At 53.6% G+C, this 24,925-nt stretch carries 24 protein-coding genes; 10 read left to right on the forward strand and 14 right to left on the reverse strand.

The window, feature by feature from the left end:
- The first annotated feature begins 108 nt into the window (after positions 1 to 108).
- Positions 109 to 1,833, forward strand: a complete 1,725-nt coding sequence (locus tag ACOTZC_RS16815; RefSeq protein ID WP_045400597.1) for a lysophospholipid acyltransferase family protein — start codon at positions 109 to 111, stop codon at positions 1,831 to 1,833.
- Positions 1,834 to 1,902: 69 nt separating this feature from the next.
- On the opposite strand, the gene tauD is transcribed toward ACOTZC_RS16815, so the two are convergent.
- The 6 genes from tauD to mmuP all read right to left on the reverse strand — a co-directional run bounded on the left by tauD (position 1,903) and on the right by mmuP (position 8,253).
- The gene (gene tauD, locus ACOTZC_RS16820; protein ID WP_001547743.1) at positions 1,903 to 2,754 is read right to left on the reverse strand and encodes a taurine dioxygenase; all 852 of its coding nucleotides are present in this window, start codon (positions 2,752 to 2,754) and stop codon (positions 1,903 to 1,905) included.
- Positions 2,751 to 3,578 carry a taurine ABC transporter permease TauC gene (tauC, locus tag ACOTZC_RS16825; protein ID WP_213750918.1) on the reverse strand — a complete coding sequence of 276 codons (828 nt, stop codon included), beginning with the start codon at positions 3,576 to 3,578 and terminating at the stop codon, positions 2,751 to 2,753. The genes tauD and tauC overlap by 4 nt, the downstream gene beginning before the upstream one ends.
- Positions 3,575 to 4,342: a taurine ABC transporter ATP-binding subunit gene (gene tauB / locus ACOTZC_RS16830; RefSeq protein WP_126302966.1), complete on the reverse strand. Its 768-nt coding sequence runs from the start codon at positions 4,340 to 4,342 to the stop codon at positions 3,575 to 3,577. The genes tauC and tauB overlap by 4 nt, the downstream gene beginning before the upstream one ends.
- Positions 4,343 to 4,352: 10 nt before the next feature.
- Positions 4,353 to 5,315, reverse strand: coding sequence for a taurine ABC transporter substrate-binding protein (tauA, locus tag ACOTZC_RS16835; RefSeq protein WP_001018397.1), 963 nt, complete (start codon positions 5,313 to 5,315; stop codon positions 4,353 to 4,355).
- A 618-nt stretch (positions 5,316 to 5,933) separates the two neighbouring features.
- Entirely contained in the window at positions 5,934 to 6,866 is a 933-nt protein-coding gene (gene mmuM, locus ACOTZC_RS16840) for a homocysteine S-methyltransferase (protein WP_045356365.1), read from the reverse strand.
- Positions 6,853 to 8,253, reverse strand: coding sequence for an S-methylmethionine permease (mmuP, locus tag ACOTZC_RS16845; protein WP_001194698.1), 1,401 nt, complete (start codon positions 8,251 to 8,253; stop codon positions 6,853 to 6,855). The genes mmuM and mmuP overlap by 14 nt, the downstream gene beginning before the upstream one ends.
- 363 nt (positions 8,254 to 8,616) lie before the next feature.
- Between mmuP and ACOTZC_RS16850 the strand changes: the two genes are divergently transcribed.
- Together ACOTZC_RS16850 and ACOTZC_RS16855 are read left to right on the forward strand one after the other, a co-directional pair.
- The gene (locus ACOTZC_RS16850) at positions 8,617 to 9,726 is read left to right on the forward strand and encodes an AI-2E family transporter (protein WP_163353493.1); all 1,110 of its coding nucleotides are present in this window, start codon (positions 8,617 to 8,619) and stop codon (positions 9,724 to 9,726) included.
- 119 nt (positions 9,727 to 9,845) lie between these two features.
- The gene (locus ACOTZC_RS16855) at positions 9,846 to 11,630 is read left to right on the forward strand and encodes a diguanylate cyclase (protein WP_126302968.1); all 1,785 of its coding nucleotides are present in this window, start codon (positions 9,846 to 9,848) and stop codon (positions 11,628 to 11,630) included.
- A gap of 31 nt (positions 11,631 to 11,661) precedes the next feature.
- On the opposite strand, the gene ACOTZC_RS16860 is transcribed toward ACOTZC_RS16855, so the two are convergent.
- Together ACOTZC_RS16860 and ACOTZC_RS16865 are read right to left on the reverse strand one after the other, a co-directional pair.
- The gene (locus tag ACOTZC_RS16860) at positions 11,662 to 12,171 is read right to left on the reverse strand and encodes a hypothetical protein (protein WP_163353492.1); all 510 of its coding nucleotides are present in this window, start codon (positions 12,169 to 12,171) and stop codon (positions 11,662 to 11,664) included.
- 16 nt (positions 12,172 to 12,187) lie between these two features.
- Positions 12,188 to 13,087: a LysR family transcriptional regulator gene (locus tag ACOTZC_RS16865; RefSeq protein ID WP_421635886.1), complete on the reverse strand. Its 900-nt coding sequence runs from the start codon at positions 13,085 to 13,087 to the stop codon at positions 12,188 to 12,190.
- Positions 13,088 to 13,196: 109 nt separating this feature from the next.
- On the opposite strand from ACOTZC_RS16865, the gene ACOTZC_RS16870 reads away from it, so the two are divergent.
- The 7 genes from ACOTZC_RS16870 to catA all read left to right on the forward strand — a co-directional run bounded on the left by ACOTZC_RS16870 (position 13,197) and on the right by catA (position 20,635).
- The gene (locus ACOTZC_RS16870) at positions 13,197 to 14,402 is read left to right on the forward strand and encodes an L-dopachrome tautomerase-related protein (RefSeq protein ID WP_163353490.1); all 1,206 of its coding nucleotides are present in this window, start codon (positions 13,197 to 13,199) and stop codon (positions 14,400 to 14,402) included.
- A 216-nt stretch (positions 14,403 to 14,618) separates the two neighbouring features.
- Entirely contained in the window at positions 14,619 to 15,230 is a 612-nt protein-coding gene (locus ACOTZC_RS16875) for a flavin reductase family protein (RefSeq protein WP_163353489.1), read from the forward strand.
- Positions 15,231 to 15,392: 162 nt separating this feature from the next.
- Entirely contained in the window at positions 15,393 to 16,466 is a 1,074-nt protein-coding gene (locus tag ACOTZC_RS16880; protein WP_163353488.1) for a catalase family peroxidase, read from the forward strand.
- Positions 16,463 to 17,050 carry a cytochrome b gene (locus ACOTZC_RS16885; protein WP_045400572.1) on the forward strand — a complete coding sequence of 196 codons (588 nt, stop codon included), beginning with the start codon at positions 16,463 to 16,465 and terminating at the stop codon, positions 17,048 to 17,050. The genes ACOTZC_RS16880 and ACOTZC_RS16885 overlap by 4 nt, the downstream gene beginning before the upstream one ends.
- 400 nt (positions 17,051 to 17,450) lie before the next feature.
- A complete protein-coding gene (locus tag ACOTZC_RS16890; protein WP_045356353.1) occupies positions 17,451 to 17,945 on the forward strand; it encodes a molybdopterin-dependent oxidoreductase in 495 nt (164 codons plus the stop codon).
- Positions 17,946 to 17,962: 17 nt separating this feature from the next.
- Positions 17,963 to 19,894, forward strand: a complete 1,932-nt coding sequence (locus ACOTZC_RS16895) for a putative bifunctional diguanylate cyclase/phosphodiesterase (RefSeq protein WP_045400568.1) — start codon at positions 17,963 to 17,965, stop codon at positions 19,892 to 19,894.
- Positions 19,895 to 19,957: 63 nt separating this feature from the next.
- On the forward strand, positions 19,958 to 20,635 hold the full coding sequence (gene catA, locus ACOTZC_RS16900) for a type A chloramphenicol O-acetyltransferase (protein ID WP_248161579.1): 678 nt from the start codon (positions 19,958 to 19,960) through the stop codon (positions 20,633 to 20,635).
- A gap of 577 nt (positions 20,636 to 21,212) precedes the next feature.
- Here the strand turns inward: catA and ACOTZC_RS16905 are convergent.
- From ACOTZC_RS16905 to ACOTZC_RS16930, 6 genes are read right to left on the reverse strand one after another with little or no spacing between them, the layout of a single operon-like run.
- Positions 21,213 to 21,983, reverse strand: coding sequence for a hypothetical protein (locus tag ACOTZC_RS16905; RefSeq protein WP_248161581.1), 771 nt, complete (start codon positions 21,981 to 21,983; stop codon positions 21,213 to 21,215).
- Between the two features lie 18 nt (positions 21,984 to 22,001).
- Positions 22,002 to 22,529: a fimbrial protein gene (locus ACOTZC_RS16910; protein ID WP_080337283.1), complete on the reverse strand. Its 528-nt coding sequence runs from the start codon at positions 22,527 to 22,529 to the stop codon at positions 22,002 to 22,004.
- Positions 22,530 to 22,540: 11 nt separating this feature from the next.
- Complete coding sequence (locus ACOTZC_RS16915; RefSeq protein WP_047174794.1) at positions 22,541 to 23,011, reverse strand: fimbrial protein; 471 nt, start codon at positions 23,009 to 23,011, stop codon at positions 22,541 to 22,543.
- Between the two features lie 8 nt (positions 23,012 to 23,019).
- Positions 23,020 to 23,514 (reverse strand): fimbrial protein, encoded by a 495-nt coding sequence (locus ACOTZC_RS16920; protein ID WP_047174793.1) that lies wholly within the window; start codon positions 23,512 to 23,514, stop codon positions 23,020 to 23,022.
- 9 nt (positions 23,515 to 23,523) lie between these two features.
- Positions 23,524 to 24,105, reverse strand: coding sequence for a fimbrial protein (locus ACOTZC_RS16925; protein WP_126302975.1), 582 nt, complete (start codon positions 24,103 to 24,105; stop codon positions 23,524 to 23,526).
- Between the two features lie 23 nt (positions 24,106 to 24,128).
- The gene (locus ACOTZC_RS16930) at positions 24,129 to 24,884 is read right to left on the reverse strand and encodes a fimbria/pilus periplasmic chaperone (RefSeq protein WP_126302991.1); all 756 of its coding nucleotides are present in this window, start codon (positions 24,882 to 24,884) and stop codon (positions 24,129 to 24,131) included.
- Positions 24,885 to 24,925: the final 41 nt, after the last annotated feature.

Genomic DNA, 24,925 nt, shown 5'->3' on the forward strand with positions numbered 1-24,925 from the left:
GCGGCTTCGCCTTACCCGGCCTGCTCTCTGCGCTAATCTTCACCAAACTGCAATACAACCGACATCTGCGCCTTCTACTGTCTTCGCAAGACGGCAGGAGGAGTAACCATGTTTAGCCTCGATAGCGTTCTCGACGATCTTTGGCCTCAGGCGAGGCCCACCCCCTGGCAAAAAAGTCTGTTAAAAAGACTGTTTTACGAAGACGAATTTCAGCAATTTGCAGCAGCACACCGCCACCTGAAAGGACTGGATATGGTGGAGCAAGTTCTGGAACACCTTGATATTCTCTGCACCGTTTCCGCCCGCGATCTTGAACAAATCCCCGAACATGGCCCTCTGGTCATTATTGCCAACCACCCGACGGGTACGCTGGACGGTCTGGCGCTGATGTACGCCGTTTCTCGCGTGCGACGCGATGTTAAAGTCGTGACCAACCGGATGCTGACCCACCTTGAGCCCCTCAGCTCGCTGTTTATTCCGGTGGATAATATGGGCGGCAGGACAGCGAAATCGTCCCTGGTGCAGATGGAACAGCATCTGCAAAACGCGGGCGTGCTGATCTTCTTCCCGGCCGGAGAAGTTTCCCGCCCCACGCGCAAAGGCATTCGCGACAAAAAGTGGCACTCTGGCTTTATCAAACTCGCCAGCAAGCTGCGCGCCCCGCTGCTGCCGGTGCATATTCAGGCGCATAACAGCCTGCTCTTCTATGCCAGCACGCTGGTCTCCCCGACGCTGTCAATGCTGTTACTCATGCAGCAGATGTTCCGCCGCCGCCACAGCCAGCTGCCGATTAAGATCGGCCAGCAGATTGCCTGGCATCACTGGCACAGCGCCACCCTTTCGTCGCGTGAGATGGCCGAACAGTGCCGTCAGCACGTGATGCGTCTTGGCAAGGGATTGCCTGGCGTCTTTAAAACCCAGTGCGCCATTGCCCGCCCGGAAGACCGCGCCACCCTGAAACGCGCGCTGGCGCAGGCCGAATGTCTGGGCAATACCAGCGACGGTAAAACCATCTATCTTTGGCAGCGCAACGGGCAGGAAGACGCCCCGCTGCTGCGCGAGCTGGGCCGCCTGCGCGAGATTGCCTTTCGCGCGGTCGAGGAAGGGAGCGGCAAACGTCGGGACACCGACAGCTACGACGATGATTATCTGCACCTGATCCTGTGGGATGAGGACGATCTGGAGATCGTCGGGGCGTATCGCTTTATGCCGACGGCCATGCAGATCGAAAAGCGCGGCGTTGAGGGGTTGTACAGCTATAGCCTGTTCCACTACGACGACAAAATGCAGGACGTACTGGAGCACGGCATTGAGCTGGGGCGCAGCTTTATTCAGCCGCGCTACTGGGGACGCCGCGGCCTGGACTATTTATGGTCCGGCATTGGAGCCTACCTGGCGCGTTATCCGAACTACCGCTACCTGTTTGGCCCGGTCTCGATTTCCGGTGGCTTACCGCCTGCCGCACGGGATCTGCTGGTGGCCTTTTACCGCCTGTGGTTCCCGGCAACGCATCCGCTGGCCGCGTCACGTCAGCCGTATCCCGCATCGCTGCCGGACGTGCTCGCGCAGTTTGGCGGCGTGGATTACGTGGATGACCTGACAAAGCTGAAATCCCTGCTCGGCAATCTGGGCTGCGGCATTCCGCCGCTCTACAAGCAGTATTCCGAGCTGTGTGAACCCGGCGGCGTGCAGTTTATTGATTTTGGCAGCGACCCGGCGTTTAACGACTGCGTCGACGGACTGGTGCTGGTGGATTTGTGTTACCTGAAGGCGAACCGCTATCAGCGGTATATTGAGGCGCATTTAATACCCTCACCCCAGCCCTCTCCCTAAAAGGGAGAGGGTGAAAACCGCACCGGGCAGTCCCCTCGCCCCTTTGGGGAGAGGGTTAGGGTGAGGGGATCAAGGCGCACGATAAAACGGCTTATCCCCCAAAATCGTCGCCCGCTGCATAATCCGGCGCTGCGGCAGATAGTCCGCATTGGCATAGTGCTGCGTTACGCGGTTATCCCAGATCGCCAGGTCGTTCTCCTGCCAGCGCCAGCGGACCTGAAACTCCGGCCTGGTGATATGCGCGAACAGGAATCCCAGCAGCGCCTCACTCTCTTTCTCGGACACGTCCACGATGCGCGTCGTGAACCCTTCATTCACGAACAGCGCCTGCTTGCCCGTGACAGGATGGGTCCGCACCACCGGGTGCAGTAGCGGAGGATGCTTCGCAACCGCCTCCTGCCAGCGCTGATGTTCCTCTTCCGTTTTACGGTACTTGTACTCCTGGAACGACTTTTTGAAGTCGTGCTCCGCCCGCAGCCCGCTCAGCAGCGTCCGGAACGGCGCGGAGAGCGCCTCATACGCCGCAATCCCGCTGGTCCACAGCGTATCGCCGCCGGTTTCCGGCAGCAGCTTCGCCGCCAGAATCGCCCCGGCGGGCGGCGTCTCGATAAAGGTCACGTCGGTGTGCCAGTTGTCGTTGTCCGGCGGGTTATCGTTGTGGGTGTCCAGAACGATAATCTCCTCCACGCCTTCCGCATGCGGATAGACGGGGTGGATATGCAGATCGCCAAAGCGCAGGGCCAGCGCGCGCTGCTGCTGCGGGGTGATCGCCTGTTCGCGCAGGAAAACGACCTGATGACGCAGCACCGCGTGGTACAGCTGCTCGAACTGGTTATCGCTCAGCGGACGGGTCACATCCAGGCCCGACACCTGCGCGCCAATGTACGGCCCCAGCGGGGTAATGGTCAGACGTTCACTCATTGTATTTCTCCATGCCAGGGCGTCAGGCGGCGCTGTAACGCGCGCAGCCCCAGTTCTAATCCGAAGGCGATCGCGGCGATCACCGCGATCCCTGCCAGCACCACGTCAGTCGCCAGGAACTCTCCCGCCGACTGCACCATAAACCCAAGGCCGCGCGTGGCCGCAATCAGCTCTGCCGCCACCAGCGTGGACCAGCCCACGCCGAGGCCGATGCGCAGCCCGGTTAAAATTTCCGGCAGCGCGCCCGGTAAAATCACGAACAGCAGCACCTGCGTGCGGCTGGCTCCCAGCGACTGCGCCGCGCGGATCCGCACCTGCTGGGCGCTCTTCACGCCTTCCAGCGTTGACATTGCAACCGGCGCAAAGATCGCCAGATAGATGAGTAAAACTTTGGGCGTTTCACCTATGCCGAACCAGATAACCACCAGCGGCAGCCAGGCCAGCGGCGGCACCGGACGGTAAAGCTCAATCAGCGGATCGAGTATGCCGCGCACCGTCGGGCTTAAGCCCATCGCGATCCCGACCGGTATCCCGATAATTACCGCTGCCAGCAGCGCCACCAGAATACGCGCCAGACTTGCACCTAAGTGCTGCCAGAGCGTGGCATCCATAAAGCCCTGCGGCCCGGCGATGGTAATGAGTTTGGCCAGCACCTGGCCCGGCGGCGGCAGAAACAGCGGGCTGACCCACTGCTGGGCAGCAACCGCCCACCACACCGCCAGCAGCACCAGCAGAGTACCGACGCTCAACGTGATTTGGCGCGAGAAAGGCCAGCGCAGCGCCTGACGCGTGCGGCGCGTTTTTTCACTGAAGACGATACTCATGAGAAAGCCTCCCGTTGTTCAAACACGCGGCTTAAGACGTATTCACGCTGTTCGATAAACAGCGGATCGGATTTGATGCTGCGCACGGGTTCTCCCGCGACGAAGCGGCGGGCGAAATCCAGCGGCAAACGCTCCAGCACGCGGCCCGGCCCCGGCGAGAGCAGCACCAGCTCCGTCGCCATAAACACCGCCTCTTCGATATCGTGGGTAATCAACAGCACCTGCTTGCCTGTATCGTGCCACAGGCGCAGCAGCAGGGTTTGCATCTGCTCGCGGGTGAAGGCGTCGAGCGCTCCGAACGGCTCGTCCAGCAGCAACAGCTGCGGATTCGCGGCCAGCGCGCGGGCAATACCCACGCGCTGCCGCTGGCCGCCGGAAAGCTGCCAGATAAAGCGTTTTTCCGCCCCTTCCAGCCCCACTTTTTTCAGCATCGTCCGTGCCGTTTCCAGCCGCTGTTCGCGATTGACGCCCGCAAGCTGTAGCCCAAACGCCACGTTTTCCTGCACGTTGCGCCAGGGAAGCAATCCTTCGTTCTGGAAGACCACGCCGCGCTCGGCGCCCGGGCCTTCCACCTTTTTGCCTTCCAGTTGGATGCAGCCATGCTGATAAGGGACAAACCCGGCGATCAGATTCAGCAGCGTGGTTTTTCCGCACCCGGACGGGCCCAGCACCACCAGCAGCTCACCGCTGTCCAGCGTCAGGTTGATGTCCTCCAGCGCGGGCTTACCGCCGTAATCGGCGTACAGGTTCGTAATATTCAGCATGGCGGACTCCTTATTTCACAAAACGATCGGTCACGTACTGGCTGTAATCCGTCGCCACCGCTGGCACTTTGCCCTGCTCTTTCAGGAAGGTGGCGGTATCAACAATCGCTTTGTTTACCGGCCCGGTAAGCTGCTGCACCTGCTGCGCGGGGGTCAGATAGGTATTGCCTTTCACCAGCCCCGGCACGTCCGCTTCCGGCACGCCGCTCAGGCGGGAAAGTTTTTCCAGGTTGGCGGGCTGCTTCAGCCATTCATCCGGGTTAGAGATGTACGGCTGCTGGGCATCAATCGCGCTTTTGGCGAAGGCTTTCACCACCTCAGGATGTTTCTCGGCGAAGTCTTTGCGCACGACCCACACGTCGAGGGTTGGCGCGCCCCACTGGCCCACTTTTTCTGAGTCGGTCAGCACGGTGCCGTCTTTTTCGAGTTCGTTCACTGCCGGTGCCCAGACGTAAGCCCCGTCAATATCCCCGCGCTGCCAGGCCGCGATAATCGCCGGCGGCTGCAGGTTGATGATTTGTACCTGACCCGGCTTGATGCCCCAGTGTTTGAGCGCCGCCAGCAGGCTGTAGTGGGTTGTGGAGATAAACGGCACGGCGATGCGTTTGCCGATCAGATCTTCCGGTTTAGTGATGTTTTTCTTCACTACCAGCGCTTCTGAGTTACCGAGCTGCGAGGCGAGCAGGAAAACCTCGATCGGCACCTGCTGGCTGGCCGCCACCGCCAGCGGGCTGGATCCGATATTGCCGATCTGCACGTCGCCGGAGGCTAACGCACGCACCACGGATGCGCCGCTGTCGAACTTGCGCCAGTCGACTTTCGCGCCGCTCTCTTTCGCAAAGGTGTTGTCCGCCTGCGCGACTTTCGCCGGTTCCGCAGAGGTTTGATACGCGACGGTGACGTCCACCGCCTGCGCCTGAAATGCCCACAGCGCCAGTGCGCCGAGAAGTGTGATTCGCGATGAAATTGCCATAGTGCCTGCTCCCCTTGTTGTTATGAGGGCAGTATTTCCGGCGCGGGAATTTTGATAAAGGAATAAAAATGAATCGCTCATAACGATTCGTTTTTAGATAAAAAGCGGGAAAGGATAGTTGATTTTGTGCGGTTGTTTTTTTCTCCTCTCCCCTTTGGGAAGAGGGTTAGGGTTAGGGTGAGGGGAACATAAGGCGGTAGTGGTCATTCCGTTCACTTTATGTTCCTTGCTACTCTGTAATGGCATGACCTGTGAACGTGCCAGGGTGGCTAAGTCGCCACCACCCTGGCGACGCGGGCTCCCGGCGGTAAATCGCCGCTACGCGGTGCCCTCGGCTTATTCCCTCCGGCTTATCGGGGACGGGCGGAGGTAACGTCCCTGTAAAGCCCGCCCTCTCGGCGCATCCCTGCGCCTCGCCCCGGCCTGCAGGAAACGCCTCAGCGATTTACAGCCGGACCAGAGCATAGCTGAAAGCCTTCAATCGTTCTGAAACAACTCATGTTGCTGTTTTTGATGTTTTTTCCCTCTCCCCGTGGGAGAGGGTCAGGGTGAGGGCATCAGGCGCACGAAACCTTAGATGTAGGCCGGGTAAGGCGTAGCCGCCACCCGGCAAAGCACTCAGCGCTGCGCGTTCAGCTCAGCAATATCTTTCGGCGTGGTGCGACAGCATCCACCGATTAATTTGGCCCCAGCCTCCAGCCACTGCGGTAGATACCCCGCCAGCGTCTCGCACGCTTCGCCGTGGTGGTGCCAGGTTTTGGTGACCGCATCATAATGCTCGCCCGAGTTCGGATAGACCACCAGCGGCAGCGACGTCAGGCTTTGCAGATGCTTCAGCGCCGCCGTAGTGTTTTCCAGTGCGATGCAGTTAATGCCCAGCGCGACAATCTGCGGAGAGTTTGCCAGCGCGCTGACCACCTCACGCAGCGGCGTACCGTCGCTCAGGTGTTCACTGTCCCGCAGGGTAAAGGAGAACCACGCCCGGGCGCGGGGGTACTCGGCCAGAAGCGCCGCCAGCGCCTTAATCTCGGTAAACGAGGGAAGCGTTTCGCAGGCCAGCAGGTCAGCGCCCGCATCCAGCAGCGCTTCCACGCGCGGGCGATGGAAGGCCGTAAACTCCCCGGCGCTACGCACGTAGTCGCCGCGATACTCTGAGCCATCCGCCAGATAGGCGCCGTACGGCCCAACGGAGCCCGCCACCAGCAGCGTGCCCGCGTGCGGATTTTCAGCCAGATACGCTTCGCGCGCCTTGCGCGCCAGCTCCACGCTTTTACCGATTAGCGCGCGGGACTGCGCTTCGTCCAGGCCGCGCGCCGCAAACCCCGCAGGCGTGGCCTGATAGCTGGCGGTGATCGCCACCTGCGCGCCCGCGCGGTAGTAATCGAGATGCACTTCGCGAATGAGTTCCGGGTTTTCCACCAGCACTTTGGCTGACCAGAGGCTGTCTGCCAGGTTACAGCCGCGCGCTTCCAGCTCCGTCGCCATCGCGCCATCCAGCACCACAAACGGCTGTTTTTCAAGGATGGCGGTAAGCGGGTTATTCTGCGACATGTTCAGGCTCCTGCGATGTCATATTTCGGGTCAGGTAGTACGCACCATAACACAGGGCGACAAACGGAAGCCCGCAATAAAGGGCAATGCGCTGGCTCGGGTCAAACCACAGGCCGACACAGGCCACCACGCAGAGGATAAAACCAAGCACCGGCACCAGCGGATACCACGGCGCACGATACTGCAGCGCAGAGAGCGGCTGACCGGACTGCAGATGACGGCGGCGGAAAACGAAGTGCGACGCGCAGATGCTGATCCACACCGCCACCACCGCAAAGCCAGAAATCGCCGAGAGCGCGACAAACACCGTGTCCGGGGCCACGACGCTGGAGAACAGCGCCAGCACGCCGCCGAGCATAGAGACCGAGAGCGCCGTCAGCGGCACGCCGTTTTTGTTCACGCGGGCAAAGCAGCGCGGCAGCGTTTTCTCATTCGACAGCGACCACAGCATGCGCCCGGAAGCGTACAGGCCCGAGTTCGCCGCCGAGAGGATCGCCGTCAGGATCACAAAGTTAAAAATATCCGCCGCGTAAGGAATACCGACCTTTTCAAACACCAGCACGAACGGGCTCTTTTCCACGCCCGCCTGCTGCATCGGGATCAGCGCCGCCAGCACAAACACGGTGCCGATAAAGAAGATAATCAGGCGCGCAATGGTGGTGCGGATCGCAACCGGAATCACCTTGTGCGGATTTTCCGTTTCCCCCGCCGCGATGCCGATGAGCTCGGTACCGGAGAAGGCAAAGTTCACCGCCACCATGGTCATCAGGATCGGCAGGCCGCCATGCGGGAACCAGCCCTCGGCGGTGATGTTGCTTAAGCCCGGCGCGGGTGAACCGTCCTGCATAGGGATAAAGCCAAAGACCGCCGCGCCGCCAAGAATAATAAAGGCGATAATGGTGATGACTTTGACCAGAGAGAACCAGAATTCGCCTTCCGCAAAGAAGCGCGTAGAGATGACGTTCAGGCCAAAAATCACCACGCAGAAGACCACGCACCAGGCCCAGACCGGCACCTGGGGGAACCAGTACTGCATGCAGAAGCCCGCGGCGGTAAAGCTGGAGCCGAGCGCCACTGTCCAGGTGAGCCAGTAGAGCCACGCCACGGTGTAGCCCGTCGCCGGGCCAAGATAGCGGGCGGCATAGACGTGGAACGCGCCGGTTTCCGGCATCGCCACGGAAAGCTCGCCCAGACACTGCATCACCAGCCAGACCACCAGCGCGCCTATCAGGTACGCCAGCAGCGTGCCCGCCGCCCCGGTGGTTGAAATGATGTATCCGGTATTGAAGAATAACCCTGTCCCAATCACGCCACCCAGCGAGAGCATAATCAGGTGGCGTGTTTTCATGGTGCGTTTAAGCTGCCCATTTTCTTGTTGTGTTTGCATATTACCTTCTATACGTATGGACATCTAAACATCCAAAGAAGGTGTGTTATACCGCGATTGTTAATAAAAAGCTAGATGACCAGACGCAAACGGGCACGCCTCGCGCTGAGTCTGGGGTGGGTCGTGAGGATCACATAGAGAATCGGACGCCAGGCCATAAGCACCTCCGCAAGCAGATACTTACAGCATGGTGCGGGAAAAGGCGATCTTCGGTCAGTCGAAAGTGGTATCCGCGAAGAGCGGATTCATACCGCAACACTGCCCGCAGGACGGTTAAGGCGCAGCCGCTACCCGGCGCAAGGTTGGTAATTCTCACAATCAGTTCTATAGTCGACACAGTTTCTTAGTAACCAGGACTGACTGATGCGCTTTAACGGACTGACCAAAGGTTTCTTTATCTTTATTCTTGCCCTTGTGACCTGGGCCTTCTTCGACGTGCTGTCGCCCTACTTCTCCGCGATACTCTGGGCCGCCATTCTGACCGTCATCTTCAACCCGGTAAAAAACAGGCTGCGCACCGCGCTGGGGGATCGCAACGGGCTTGCCTCGCTGTTGACCCTCGGTATTATCTGCCTGATCGTCTTTATACCGCTGATGGTGATCCTCTCCTCGCTCGCCATTGAGCTGAACGTGGTTTATACGAAGCTTCAGGAGAACAACACCCAGTTCCCGGAAGTGGTGGCAAGCATCTTCAACCATCTGCCTGACTGGGCCAGCGGCTTCCTGGCGGATCACAACCTGACCAACGCCGCGCAGATCCAGAAAAAACTCTCCGATGTCGCCCTGCAGGGCGGGCAATATCTTGCCGGCAGCGCGTTCCTGATTGGCAAGGGGACGTTTGGCTTTGCGATTAGCTTCGGCATCATGCTTTATCTGCTGTTCTTCCTGCTGAAAGACGGCCCGTATCTGGTACGCCAGATCCTCGACTCCCTGCCGCTGTCTGATTTCGCCAAGCAACATCTGTTCGCCAAATTCGTCGGCGTGTCGCGCGCCACGGTAAAAGGTACGGCGGCGGTGGCGGTGGTTCAGGGCATCCTCGGCGGGATTGCGTTTGCGATTGCCGGTATTGACGGCAGCGTGCTCTGGGGCGCGCTGATGGCCTTCCTCTCGCTGGTGCCCGCCATCGGCTCGGCGATTGTCTGGGTGCCCGCCGCCATCTTCCTGTTCGCCACCCACCAGGTGTGGCAAGGGCTGTTTATTGTCGGCTTCTTCGTGATTATCGTCGGGCTGGTGGACAATATCCTGCGCCCGCTGCTGGTCGGGAAAGACACCAAAATGCCGGACTACCTGATACTGATCTCCACCCTCGGCGGCATGGAGCTGTACGGCATTAACGGCTTTGTGATTGGGCCGCTCATTGCCGCGCTGTTTATCGCCTGCTGGAACCTCTTCTCAGGGCGCGATCACGAAGGTAACGCCGAAGAGCTGGACCCCGACTTCATCGAAGAAGGAAAAAATCCTCCAGAATTGTGAGGATGTGACGATATAGACCACACCAGGCGGCGCTGTGCCGCCTTTTTTTTCGCCTTAAATCAGACGTTTTCTATAATTTGAAGAACGCCATCCTACTCATGTCGTAAAAGGATCATCAGGTGCGAATCGCGACGATAACAAACTGGGCCTATGGGGCCACGGTCTGCCTGACCATCGCCTCCGGCATTATCATGCTGATGGCGTCCAGTGCTGATACCCTCGAGCGTCAGGCCGTTGAACAACGCCAGCGTTTTGATGAGCTTACGGAAGATATCGAAACCGATGTCTGGGCACAGTCCGATTTAGCGCGCCTCTACGTCATCAAAAAAGATCCGCAAACGCTAAAGGAATATGGCCAGTCAGAAAACAACCTGAAGAGCGTTGAACTCGGGATTGAAAAGCTGCGGGACAACGGCGCATCGGATGATGAGCTGTCCCTGCTGCGCGAAGGCATAAAAATAATCGATGAACTGCAGGACGAACAGCAGACGGCACTAACGAGCGCGGCGCAGGGAGAAGACGCGCAGGCCGTTGCGCTGCTCTACGGTGCGCCCTATGAGCAGGAGCTGGAGCGCGCGCAGAACCAGATCGATCACTTCCGCCAGATACTCGACAAACGCGTCATCGCCTCCGTTCAGGACGCGACAAAAAAATCGAAAGCGCTGCGTACCGCGTCTGAGCTGATGGTCGGCCTGACCGCCCTGCTGTTCTTGTTTGTTCTCGGCTTTATATTGAAGCGCCGCGTGCTGCGTCCCGTGGTGCGCCTGAGCGACGTGGTGCACCGCCTGGCGTCCCAGGATTACGCGGTTGAAACGCCCAATTTCAACCAGATTGATGAGATAGGCGATATGGCCCAGGCCATCCGCATCTTCCGCGAAAACGGCCTGGCGCGACAGCGTCTGGAAAGAGAACGCGATGCCGACTGGGCCATCCGCGAGCTGCTGGCGCGCATGACCCAGCGGCTGCAGGGGTGTGAGAACTTTAACGATGTGATTAACGTGGCGGAGCTGTTTGCGCCTAATATCGCACCGGGGATCGCGGGCCGACTTTACGTCCTTGACCGCGAGCCCTGGCAGATGCGCTGCGTCGCGCAATGGCTTTCGCCGGTTGGGGAAGAGACGAGCTTCCACCCGGACGAGTGCTGGGCCGTGCGCCGCGGACAGAGCCACCCGCCGGTAAACGGTGAGCCGGATATCGCGTGCTATCATCTTCCGGCCCACCAGGCGGATAGCTCGCTGTGCGTGCCGCTTATCGCCCAGGGCGAGGCCATTGGCCTGCTCTCCTTTCAGAATATTACGGCGGACAACGCCCCTTCCCGCGCCTATCTGGAACTGATGGCCGAAGCGCTCGGTCTGGCGCTGGCCAACCAGCGTCTGCGCGACGCGTTGCTGGAAAAAGCCTTGTTCGACCCGCTCACCGGCCTGCGTAATCGTCATCATCTGGAAGATACCCTGCAAACCCAAACGGCACAGGCGTTGCGCACCGGCGAGCCGTTAAGCTGCATGATGATCGACATCGATCACTTCAAGAGCATCAACGACCGCTTCGGCCATGAAGCGGGCGATCAGGTGATTAAAAGCGTGGCGTCAATTGTCCAGCGGGCTGCCCATGACAACGGACTCGCATTCCGCTACGGGGGCGAGGAGTTTCTGGTGCTGCTTCCCGGTGCCGATGAACCAGAGGCGCACGCCTGCGCGCAGAAGATTTACACCGGCGTACATGAGCTGTCGATTCGCTACGGGCTGACCGAGATTGGGCCAGTGGACGTGTCGATTGGCATTGCCAGCTACCCGCAACATGCCCAGACTGACAACCTGCTGCGCGCCGCGGATGTGGCCTTGTACCGGGCGAAAGAGCTGGGCCGCGCGCGGATTGTGAGCTTTGGGATGCTGGAGGCGGGCTGACGCTTATTCTCGCGCCCTGACTTTCCCCGGTTCAGGCGCGCGTGATAGCCCAGAGCACCACAATCCCCAGGGCATTGCTCCGCTTTTCCACATACAGGATGGTATCGGAATAAACGTTACCCTGCGGGTTACAGATGCGGATCTCCTTCTTTAATTCCGGCTCGTAGACTTCCGCACCCGAGCAGCTGTGGCGGGTACTGGACTCATACCGGTAAGGTTTGCTCCAGGCCGAATAGTCCCCCTCCAGCAGCCAGGCCGTTGTAAAGACCACGAACATGGCAACCGGCAGGCTGCAAATAAAGAAGCCGAGGTAGATTTTCACCGCGTCAGCAAGGCGCTTACCTTTTAGTCTCCCCTTTCTGATGAAATAGACCATCGGCACCAGCGCCAGCAGCAACGCCCCACAGGCAAGGTACTGCTCCCCGCGGATCGAAAGGTATGTCACGCGGTAAATGTTGACTGACCAGACCACAAAACCCGATATCAGTGCTATCCCGCCCGCGATAAGAGGGATCCAAAAGGAAAAGTGCGCTTTTTTCATGGTGGACTCGTCCTTCTCATTCTTGCCGGGTCAGAAGGTCAATCATTGCCCGGGTGGCTGCCGACTGACGTCGGTGCGGTGCGAACAGCACGGAGAAAGGTCGCGACCGTCCCCGGAGTTGTGGCAACACCTCAACTAACTGGCCGCGCTGTATTCTGTCCTGGACGATAAATTCATAGCTCTGGCAGATCCCCATCCCCTGCTCCGCGAGCGAAACCACGCCGAGTACATCGTCTGATATTTCGATGGTTGACCCCGGCAACCAGTCAATATCGCGCCCTTCATCCCGAAATACCCAGGGGGCAATGCGACCGGTACGCGGCATGATAAACGGCAGGCACTGATGGCGCTGCAACTCCTCCAGCGTCTGAGGTTTCCCTCTTCGATGCAGGTAGTCCGGGGAGGCGACCAGAAGCAATGCCGCGTCTTCCAGCTTTCGCCCCACAAGCCCGCTGTCAGGCAACTGTCCCAGACGGATCGTCAGATCGAACCCCTCCGCGATCAGGTCAACGTTGCGATTGGTGATGTTCAATTCAACCTGAACGCGCGGGTAGTGTTGGGTAAAGCGTGCCCGCAGCGGCGGCAGGCGGTAGTGGGCATAGGTCGTCGGGACACTCATTTTCACGCGACCGGTCAGATCCCCCTCCTGACCGCGTCCATCGCGTTCGGCGTCATCAAGCAGAGAAAACGCGGAGCGCGCCTGCTCAAGATAGACGCGCCCTGCTTCAGTCGGCCCCACCCGGCGGGTCGTGCGCTGTAACAGCTGCCTTCCAAGACGCGCTTCCAGGCGGGTGACCGCGCGACTCAGTACCGAAGGAGTGGTTGAAAGGGCAACCGCTGCGGCAGTAAAAGAGCCATGTTCAACAACAGCAATGAAGACTTCAACGTCTCCGAGGTAATCGAATTTTCGGCTCATTTTGCTCTCTCAGGAACAAATCTTTTTCAATTTGGCTAATTTATCTCCCGTTGGGCGATGAGTAAAGTGGCCTACATTCATCACCTGAACGTGCCACTGGAGACTTTCAATGTTCAACCGCCCCCTTATTCTGCCCGCCATCGCATTGGCGGCATTGTTTACTTTCCCGAGTGTAGTCAACGCGGCGAATAACCCGCCTCTGGAGCGCTGGCGAAGCTACGCCGGCGTGAGCTGGGATTCCGCTCAAGACGGAAAGATACCGGCGACGTTTTCCGGTTCGGTCAATGCCCCTATTGCGGGTATCCACTTTGATGCAATGGACCGGGCCTTTGTCAGCACGCCCCGGCTGGTTTCAGCTGCGGCTCCCGCGACATTAAGCATTCTTGATACCACTGCGCAGTCTGGCCCTGCCCGCCTGACGGCGTTTCCCTCCCGCGAGGGGAATGCGGTAAACACCGATCCTGCTAAGAGCCTGCGCAACGTGCTCGGTTTTTATGTTGACCGTAAAAACGGCTGGCTATGGGCGCTGGACATGGGGTTTGTTGCAGGCGAAACAGAATCCCCCGTGGGGGCGCAGAAACTGCTTGTACTGGATCTCCACTCTGGCCGCACCATCAAACGTATCGCCCTGGATGGCGTAGCGGACCGCAAGGCCAGCTTCCTTAATGATGTGGTGGTCGATGAGAACCGCCGTGTCGCCTATATCTCCGACAGCGGCTCGCGGAGTGCGCCGGAAAACCGTGTGGGCGTGATTGTCGTGGACTTCGCCACCGGTAGGGCACGACGCGTACTCGATCGTCACCCTGCGCTGCAGATTGAACCTGGCGTTAACGTTGTCTCGCACGGGGCTGAAGTATGGCCGGGTAAACCATTGCTGATTGGCATCAATGGCATTGCACTTTCTCCCGATGCGAACACGCTGTACTGGACAGTGACAACCGGCACGCGTGCGTATGCGGTACCGACCGCAATACTCAGACAGCCAGCTTCAACAGATGTGCAAATCGCCGAACAGATCCGCGATCTGGGCAGAGTGGGAGGCAACACCGACGGTATGGTGACAGATGAAAAAGGTAACCTCTACATTACCGATGTCACACGCAATGGTATCGTCAGATACGACCCTAAGACCCTTTCCATGCCGCTGATTGCGGCAAGCGAAGAGGTGCGCTGGCCAGACACGCCGGCAATCCGTCCGAACGGAGACCTTGTATTTACCTCGAGTCGCCTCAGTGACCACTTCGCGGGAGCCGTTAAACCGGGAGAGGAACGCTATGATTTGTGGCGCTTGCGTCTCGATGCTTTACAAAAATAAGGGCAAATAAACCAGGAGCCCAGCATATGGGGCTCCTGATTTTACACGATCTTATTTCCTTAAAGGCTGAACGTGGTGTCTTCCCCCTGCTCAGGAAGAAGCGGTTAACATTGCGCTCCTGGATATTCCGTGAGCCGCATTTTACTTCACGCTTCACCGAAGTAACGCACGTTTGCACAACGTAGACTGGGCCTTCGTTAATCAGAGGATGATAAAATGAAAACCCAGCAGGTCGATTTTGCTTCTTTATATTTTGGTACACCGGTCGCCATTATCTCCAGCCAAAATCCTGACGGTTCAACCAACCTGAGCCCGGTCTCCTCGTGGTGGATCCTTGACCGGAATATCGTATTCGGGCTTGGCACCTCCGGAAAGTGTTATGAAAATATCACGGGCAACCCCGATATTGTTCTGAACATTCCGGACAGCAGGCTCTGGCCGAATATTGAAGCTATCGCAAATAAAACGGGAAAAGCATCCCCACCGGAATGGAAGAAAAAGATGGGATATGTTTTTGAACCGGATAAGTTTAGCTGCGGAAATTTCCATAAAGAAAAGGCAGTAACGATTAACTCATTGAGAATTAAAGAGTGTCCTGTACAAATAGAGGCTCGGGTTTGCGGTATAGCGCCCCTGACAGGTTCACAGGGGAACCTGGTGTCCGTTGATGCCGCGATAACCTGCGTCCACGTTTCTGAGGCATTATTAATTCGTACTCAGAGAGGGGTGAAATTTAACGTGGAGAAATGGAATCCCCTCTATTACCTGTTTCGCCACTATTTCACGCTGGGTAATCGACTCGGTCAAAATTTCCGACACGATGAGTAACCCGGTCTTTTTGACTGCGGAAAGGTTTAAACTTTTCGTGATATTCTTTCTTTACGCCCCTTAGTTCTTATACTCGATCCATATTCGCCACTGTATTAACACCTGTCACGCGCAATACGTTGCGCATGACAGGTGAAGATATTTTGTTCCGGAAAAACGTCTATGTCGAAACTGGATTTGAGGTCCAAAAAAACCTGGGGGGCGCTGGCAGCTATCGCCGTTGTCGCCAGTACGCTGGCTTCTGCTTTTGCATGGACGGCGGGCTGGTTTGGGTCACGCACGGTCAGCCAGGCACTGGTGGGTGAAACACCGAAACCCTTCCCGCCAGGTTTTCGTCGCGCGCATGGAAAAGGCATCTGCTTTGCCGGAACCTTTACGCCAAACGGCTCGGCGGATTCTCTTTCAACCTCCCGCCTCTTCTCACAGCAGGAAGTGCCCGTGGTGGGCCGATTCTCTATTGGTACCGGCGATCCGCATGCCCCGGATAGTACGACCAAAACCCTGAGCATGGCGCTGCTGCTGAAGACAGATGACAAGCAACAATGGCGAATGGCGATGAACAACGAGCCTTTCTTCGCCACCCACAGCCCGGAAGGTTTTCTGGCCTTGCGAAAAGCCACTGCTGTTGATGCAGCTACCGGAAAACCGGACCCGCAGCGTCTCAAAGACTTTTTAAAAGCGTACCCGGAGGCGGAGAAATACCTTAAATGGGCGACACAAAAACCCGCGCCCGGCAGCTTCGCGGGCGCGACGTTTTACAGCATTAACGCCTTTTACCTTGTGAACGCGCAGGGGGATCGTCAAGCCGTTCGCTGGATGATGCGTCCGCACGAGCCTTTCCTTTCGATGAGCGCTGAACAACGACAGAAAGCCGATGACAACTTCCTGTTTGAAAACCTGCGTCAGCGTCTGGCGCAGAAGCCACTCTACTGGGATTACGTTTTGCAGCTCGCACAGCCGGGCGATCCGGTGGATGATCCTTCCCAGCCATGGCCGGAGGATCGCAAGCAGATGGTGGCCGGCACGCTGGAAGTGACGCGGGTCGAAGCACAATCCACAGGCGCGTGCCGCGACGTTAACTTTGATCCTTCTGTCGTTCCTGCAGGCGTTGCGGTGTCTGATGATCCCATCTTAAACGCCCGCTCCGCAGCCTACTCCCACTCTTTCAGTCGCCGCGAGCGGGAAATCGGCTACGGCAAGGCCACTGAAGCCGTGCAAAAGCAGGAGGTAAAATGAGCCCGAATAAAAATATACGAGAGCACGCGCCGCAGCATTTCAATATCCTGGCGCGAAGCCTGCACTGGCTGATGGCGGGGATGATCCTGGCGATGCTTTTCATCGGTGCCGCGATGATGACGTCGTTACATCACCGGATTTGGTTAATCGACCTGCACCGGCCGCTGGGTATCGCCATTTTACTGCTGGCAGTGGTGCGTCTGGTCAACCGGCTCCTTAGCCGGACGCCTCCACTACCTCCCGATTTGCCCGTCTGGCAGGTGCTTGCCGCAAAGGCATCACATTGGATGTTGTATGGGTTAATGCTGGCAATGCCACTGCTGGGCTGGGCGCAACTGTCGGCAGCGGGCCTGCCGATTGTGATGTTTGATGGCGTCAACCTGCCGGCGATTGTCCCGACCAGCCCAGCGCTGTATGCCTGGTGTCACGACGCCCATAGCCTTCTGGCAAAGTTGCTTTTTGCTGTGGTGCTGGTCCATCTCTCTGCCGCACTCGTTCATGCGTGGATCTACCGGGACGAAGTGTTTTCCAGCATGGCGAGAGGGGGTAAGTCGGCGTCAACCATCCAGGATGACCTGAAGTAAGTAAAGCGATGCGGGACAAGCACAATCGGAATGTTCGAGTCCTCACATATCATCGTCATCCTGAAGCTACAGACACAACCGGGACGCGTATTTAGTCTCCAGATTCGCGCCCCAAAAAGCCACGGACATCCAAAAATTGTCGTGGAAGTTAATATCAATCAATTAAAGCGATTATTTTTTAAACAGAAGAGCATTTGTGCCCATAATTTTAGCTTTTATCAAAAAGTTAAGCGTCGCTCGAGTATCAAACTCCCTGTCATCCGCAACGCCTAACTCATTGATTAAAATGAGTTTACCTCAACAAAAACGATAAAACCCCTTACTCCCCAACAAAATATATCAACTCGTGTGATATCTAAATTATAATTCTTATACTTATGTTAAAAAGGTGGAGGTCAAAATGCGATTAACCCTACTGCTGTTATGCTGTCTCGTACAAAGTGTAACCTGGGCTGGCGAACTGCCAAAACCAGTTGGTAAACCCATTTTAACGATTTACGGTAATATAGAAAATACCAATGAAAATGGAAAAGCAGTGTTTGATCTCGCCAGCCTTGAAAAACTGGGTGTGGTGAGTTTTGAGACGACATCTCCCTGGTATAACGGTCGCACGAAGTTTGAGGGTGTTCCCATGAATAAACTCATGGATTATGTGGGTGCGAAGGGAACTAATGTTAATGTTATTGCGCTCAATGATTACTCTACCGTGATCCCTCTCAGCGACTTTAAAAAATACAATGCCATACTTGCCTTAAAGATCAATGGCGAATATATGCGCATTCGCGATAAAGGCCCATCATTCATTGTATACCCCTATGACAGTCTTCCTGAGTTGAATAATCAAATTTATTACTCGCGTTCAGCATGGCAGGTTAGCAAAATGAAGATTGAGTAGTCGTTCAGGAGAACATAATGAACAGGATACTGGTTGGTATCATTTTTTCTCTTTTTATCACGACAGGATATATTGCATTTCTTGTTTACGATCGACAGCAGGAATTGCAAAAACTGACTCAATACACTGAGTCCTGGTCCGTGGCACAACTGGTATCAGAGTATTACCGTTTTGAATCATGGCTTGGTCTATACGCAACCGATACCGATGACGTTACGATAGACCAGGTCCGCATGCGTCTTGAAATTATGCTAAGCCAGAGCGATTTAATGAAAGGGGGAGATTTAGGTCGCTATATTGACAGCGATAAAGCGCATCAGGAACTCGCTTTTCGCTTAGAGAAAATACTGAGCTATCTGGATAGTCATCTTGAAAAAATGAGCCATCCAGAGTTACAGGCATACCTGACAAATATGCACGATCTCGACGCGCCGCTGAGCCAACTTTCTGCAACGGCACTTACGAAAGATATTAACACGGTTAATGAATCCAACCATAAAATACAGATCCTTTACTATATTTATTCGGTACTTTCATTATTACTAGTGATATTAAGCTTTATTCTGGGTTTCTTAATGATCTACCAGAATAAAAACATTCTCAAAGCGCACATGCAGGTTAAAAGCCTTGCTGACGAGCTTCAGATATCAAAAGAAACGCTGCAAATTCAGAACTCAAAGCTGGAGTATGATGTTTATCATGACTCCCTCACCGGCATGAAAAACCGTCTTTTCTTCTGGGACGATCTTAACAAAATTAATCTTCAGGCCGATAAAAACCACACCCCTGTCACGGTAATGCTATTTGATTTAGACCGGTTCAAGGAGGTCAACGATACCTATGGCCATGATGCCGGAGATTTGCTGTTGAATCAGGTATCCAGACGCCTCACCTCAATGAGCAGCGCCACTGATACGTTTTACCGTTTGGGCGGAGACGAGTTTGCCCTGCTTTCCAGCGGCCTCACTGAAGCAGCAGCCGTTTCGCGTGCCAAAGAAATCAGCGAACATATCAGCCAGCCCTATACGATTAATAACCAGCTGATAAAAATCGCCACCTGTGTGGGTATTGTTTTATCTGATAATGAACGGCGCTCTGATTATCTTTATAAATTTGCCGATCTGGCGCTCTACGAAGCCAAAAAAGAGGGTTCACAGCAGATAAAAGTTTTCCGTCAGTGGATGCTGCAAAAGTTACAGGAAAGCAGAACCCTTGAACATGATATGGCACTGGCGATCGATAACCATGAATTCGTTGTTTATTACCAGCCTATTGTCGATTCATTCAGCAATGAAATTTACGGCTACGAAGCGCTTATTCGCTGGATACACCCGGTTAAGGGGATACTTTCACCTGATTACTTTATCTCTGTCGCTGAAAAAACGGGGATGATCAATCAGATTGGCAAAAATGTGCTTGAGCTTGCCTGCCGGGAAGCGGTCTCCTGGACGGTTCCGGCAAGGATCTCTGTTAACGTCTCACCCGTTCAGCTGGGCACGAAATCCTTTACGGCGATGGTACAGTCCATCCTGAAGGAGACAGGACTTCCGGCAAACCGTCTTGAATTAGAGGTTACGGAGTCTTCGCTCTTCAGTGACAGCAATACGCCGATCACTATTCTCAAAAAGCTAAGAACGCTGGGTGTAAAAATTTCAATCGATGATTTCGGGACGGGTTATTCGTCGCTCTCACGGCTGAGTGAACTGAATTTTGATAAAATTAAAATCGACAAATCCTTTGTGAACCCGATATCCACGCAGGATGACGCCCTTAATATCGTTAAATTGATAACCGGCATGGCAAAGAGCCTCAATATGCGGGTCATTGCGGAAGGTGTTGAAACCGAAGCGCAGCTTGAGCGTCTTCAGGCTCTTGGCTGCGATCTCGTGCAGGGATACCTGTTCGGAAAACCACAGGCTGAGATTGACAGGAAGATTAGATACGGTTGAAATGGTTCTCCGGTTGTTTCTGGCCCAAAACCCTTCAGGTGATTGATAATAAAAGGTTAAAAAATGAAAAAAACAGCCCCAAAATATACGCCTGTTGATTTATCTCGTTGGGCCAGAAAGGAGCATTTTGAAGTCTTCCAGTCATTTGCTGAGTGTACTATTAACCAAACGGTTTTGATCGACATTACCGCACTGCGAAAACATATCAAAGAGGTCGGCTGGAAGTTTTACCCGACGATTATATTTCTCCTTTCTAAAATCATGAACCGACATCCGGAATTCCGTATGGCTATGAAGGATAATGAGCTTGTCATATGGAATGAAATTCATCCAAGCTATACCATTTTCCATCCTGAAACGGAGACCTTTTCGTCATTATGGAGCCACTTCGACGGCAATATAAATAACTTCCAGGAAACGTACGCAGAAGATATTGCACGCTATGGCAATAACCTTTCATACTGGCCTAAGGAAGAATTCCGGGAAAATATCTTTTTCGTATCGTCGATTCCCTGGGTAACGTTTACTAACTTTAATATGAATATTGCTCACATGAAGAACTTCTTTGCCCCTATGTTCACGTTTGGAAAATACTACGAACAGGATGGAAAAGTTTTGTTACCTCTCGCCGTTCAGGTTCATCACTCCGTGTGCGATGGTTTCCATGTAGCAAGAATATTCAATGAGTTGCAGGAGATGTGTGAATCACCACGAATAATCCCGACAATACCAACTCGTTGAACGTATTAATTTTAATATTATTTCGAAGACATCTAATCGCTCGAACCATGCCGATGCTTACTGTTATAAGACATTCTTTATAATATTCCCCTATTGAACTTAGAGCTTAACATGCTCACAGCGAGAGCATCTAGCCTGGTTAATAAAATGATGTTTATTATTACCTCATGATTTATTTCAAAAAAAACACCTCTCATTTTATTGTGTAATCTCTTTAAAGTTTGACCATAGTCTATAATAACCATTATCTTAAACAACCAAGTGGATTCCTCTCATCAAATGCCTGCCCTCCCTAAAATGATGCTGATATTGTGAAATTTATTAGCATACGGACAGTAATGAATCTTGCCTTTAGAAAGGCAACGTATATAAAAATCAAACACTAACCAACGCCCACTGTATTTGCATGAAAAAATGATACTGGAACTTCTATTTTACAAGAAGTTCCTTTAGGCATTCTTTCGCCCCAAACTCATAAAATAATCAGGAATATTTAGATATATTTCACTATACTGACAAATTTACTTCATGGTTCGGATGCTTTGATGTAATCGGGAAGCGAGCCTCCCGGCTTTATCTATACAAAATTCATTATTATGACATTAGATCCCGAGTATGCTCCCACAGGAAAGTTTCCAATTAACTTATCTTGTATTTTAACAGACGAAACACCAGCAGGTAATGTGATTTTAGAACCTAATGGTTGTTCATTTATACTTATTTCTGCTTTCTGCCCTTCTAAATAAATATATTTTTCATCACTTCCAGGCAGACTAAATTGCACATCAGTAGTTTCGCTACATTCAATAGAAATTTGTTTGCTACTAATATTTCCGTCCGTAAGTCTCAGCGAACCATGATCCAATAGTACTTCTTGCGTGATAAACTTACAATTTGCATTTGACGGCGGAGCTGTTATACATCCACCGGGAGCAATTAGTAATTTATAATCTACATGATCCTCACGGGGGGCTGCCCCCCATGCCATACAGTTATTAGGAGACGTATGCACTCTTTTATTTCCAGAACGATATTCAGCCGGGGCATCATTATATGCCTGCATAGCCAATTCTCCTATTGTATGTGAGCCGTCAGCAATAATACCATTAGCCAAAAAACTTACTATATCTTTATAATTTACTTCTTCGCGAGCCCATAACGTCACCATGTATCCGGAAGGAACTATTTGTTCAGAAGCAGGACCAATATTTGTTGTAATAGTTTTGAAATAGATATTCTTAACCCCATAAGGTTCATCAACGGACTTAGTCGGAATAACTACAGGATACTCACTTGCGCTTACTGAAAAAACAATCAGATTGATTAATAAATATAGTGCTCGTTTCATTAAAAACATCTCTGAGATTTATTGATAGTTTAGCATAAATGTACTAACTGCTGAAATATTACCAGGTGTTAGACTACTATTAGCAATCTCCGTAGGTTTTGCTTGTATATATGCAGAAAATGTTAACTCATTATTTCCATTAGTTAACTGTGTAAATGGGCTAGATTTATTAATGACAAGTGACGTCCCGTTACTTGTTTCTAAACCAATCGCAACGCCCCGTGCACTTGCGGAAGCGTCTAACGCCAGCATATCTGTTAGCTCATCATCAGCTATACCTTCAAATGTCACACTTACTGTTTTCATAACTGAAGGGTCGCAATTCTCAAGATGAATAGTAAACAACTCACTCTTAGTATGTTGATATTGATAAAGGTATTTGATAATTACCGAACCAAAATCGACATGTATATCGGTGTCGGAGTCTGGGATAGAACAGGGTTCGGACACTAATGCTCCAGAGAAGTGTACATTGTCCGCCGCCTGAGCTGTGTTAACTAACAGCATAGCTGCTATCATAAAGTGAATAATCCTTACTCGCTTCATCTTACAGCTCCTCATAAATAGTCAGCTTTAAGCGTCATCGTTGCCTCAAAGGCCCCTTCGGTTAAAGTCACCGCAGGATCGCGAACCGGTACTGCCTCTATTTTCGGCAGAGATGCAGGAGTACTAACTGCGATTCGCTCTGCGAAAGTTACAGCATTACCATCAATCAGAATACGGAGCCCCAGACCAGTTTTGTTTGTCATCACAGCAGCAGTATCAAAGGCTGCAGGAGCTGTAGTATCGACTATAATCGCAAGATTGTTGATGCTGTAATCGGCATCGCAATCCACGCTGTAATTAATCGGCTGCTTATAGTTGTTGCCATCAATCTTGGTAATACCAAGATTATTACCAAACGCAACCTCAATCGTCTGACCGTTGTTAATAGTGCATGGTGGTGCTACCAGGGTCCCGTGGAATGTCATGTTGTCAGTGGCTTGGGCCACGATTGGCAGCACTGCAGCCAGGGAAAGTATTTTCATTAATTGTTTCACTGATAATCTACCGTCATGGTTGCAGCCGCAGTGAAGTCGCCAGTCGGCAGATGCGTGCCAGATTGCTGCACGAGCAGCGCTTTTAGTGCTGGTTTAGTGGAAGAGGTTGTCATCACCAGGTCCGTGTTTACTGGATAGTCAATCCCGTCAGCTTTTATTTTTATGCCCAGTTCCGGAATACTTGTTTTAAGCAACTTATCGTCGAAAGTTGTGCCAGAACCATTGATTCGCATCACAAGAGTTTTGCTCTCATCAGCATTCGCACAATTCAATGTATAGTTAACATCCTTTTCTATCACTCCTCTCGACACATCGGTGGTAATAATTCCATCGCCGAAGTCTACATCGATAGTCTGGTTATCATTGATCGTGCAAGGTCCCGCCATAACAGTAACTTTTACAGTGACATTGATGGAAGTATCATCAGCAAGTGCGGTATTGCATATCACCCCCCCCACCAGAATAGCTATTGCCAGTCTATGCAGTTTCATAGCCCCTCCCTACTGATAAATCATGCTGAAATTAACCAGCGCATGATACGGACCGGCAACGAACGGAGCTGCGGTGCGTTCAGGCTGCAGGGTGAAGGTCACCTGGTTCTGGCCCGGGTTCAAAAGTATGCTGTCACTATTGCGTGATAGCATTACCGATTTCCCCTGGCTATCGCGCAGGCGGAGGCCGATACCGGATGCCCCCATTACTTTAATCAGCGCCGGATTGTCATCATCCTGCACCGCCATAAAACGCGCCTTATAAGGTGGCTGTAAAGCGCTGATGGTGGTTGTCATAGGCGTTATATTGGTGCTCCAGTTCGCCAATTCAGGGCAATCATGCAGATAGATGTTCACTTTTACCGGCGCAGCAGCTTTACCGACCTGGTTTACGTCCGCGTGACTGATGCTGCCGAGATCCACATCCTGCCAGGCCGAGTCCATCACCATCCTGCAGGTGTTCTCCAGTAGGTCACCATGGACAAACAACGTTCCCGTATCCACCAGAGGTTTTTCGTTTTCTGCACTTGCAGTACAGGCTACGGCCAGTAACAGGCTAGTGAGCAGCATAGTTTTAGTCATTCCATTCATTATGTTCTTCCTTTAGCCGGTGGTTACTTGTCTTTCAGCAGACTAGCAGTGCAACTAGCACCATTGCAGGTAAACTGAATTTGCGGTCGTCCACCGTAGTCATTCACATAGGTCAGCACTGGCGTGTTACCCAGCGCACTGGCAGCTGCCTCAATAGCGCTCTCTGTTTTTGGAGCTACCATGACCGGCTGGAAACTGACCGGATTTCCTTTTGCAGACGGGCGCCCTTCAACAATCGTCAGGTAGTACGGGGTGGGGTTGTTCAGCACATACCGATCCCCCTTGCGGGTCAGGGTCACTTTCTCTACCCAGTCCCCCTTTGCGGCCTGAGTTTTATCCAGCGCAATGCCCGACGGGCGATAGAACAACTTGATGCGGGTCTGCAGTGCAATCTGCAGAGTGTTCGGCTTGTTGCTGCGCGGAGGGATTTCTCGCAGGTTGAAATAAAACAGGGATTCCCTGTCCTGCGGCAACGAGCTTAGCGCAGGAGTGGTTTGCACTTTAACCTGACTTTTTTCGCCCGCTTCCACGCGCTGCACAGGTGGCAGTACGGTCAGCGGTGAGGTGACCTTGTTACCCTTAGAATCCTCAATCCAACCCTGAGCAAGGTATGGCAGATTTTTGTTCTCGTTGCTGATGTTGAGACTGACCGATTTCTCGCCGCCGTTTACAATTACGCGGGTGCGGTCAAGCGCGATAGCAGCACTGGCCTGTTGTGCGGTCATCAGGCCAGTCAGGGTGATAGCAAGAACGGAAAGTGCATTTTTACGGTTTAACATTTTCATTTTGTTCACTCATTTAATGATTTCAGCGCCGTCAC

This window comes from Enterobacter cloacae complex sp. SHL009 (genome assembly GCF_049237205.1).
GTDB lineage: Bacteria > Pseudomonadota > Gammaproteobacteria > Enterobacterales > Enterobacteriaceae > Enterobacter > Enterobacter cloacae_M.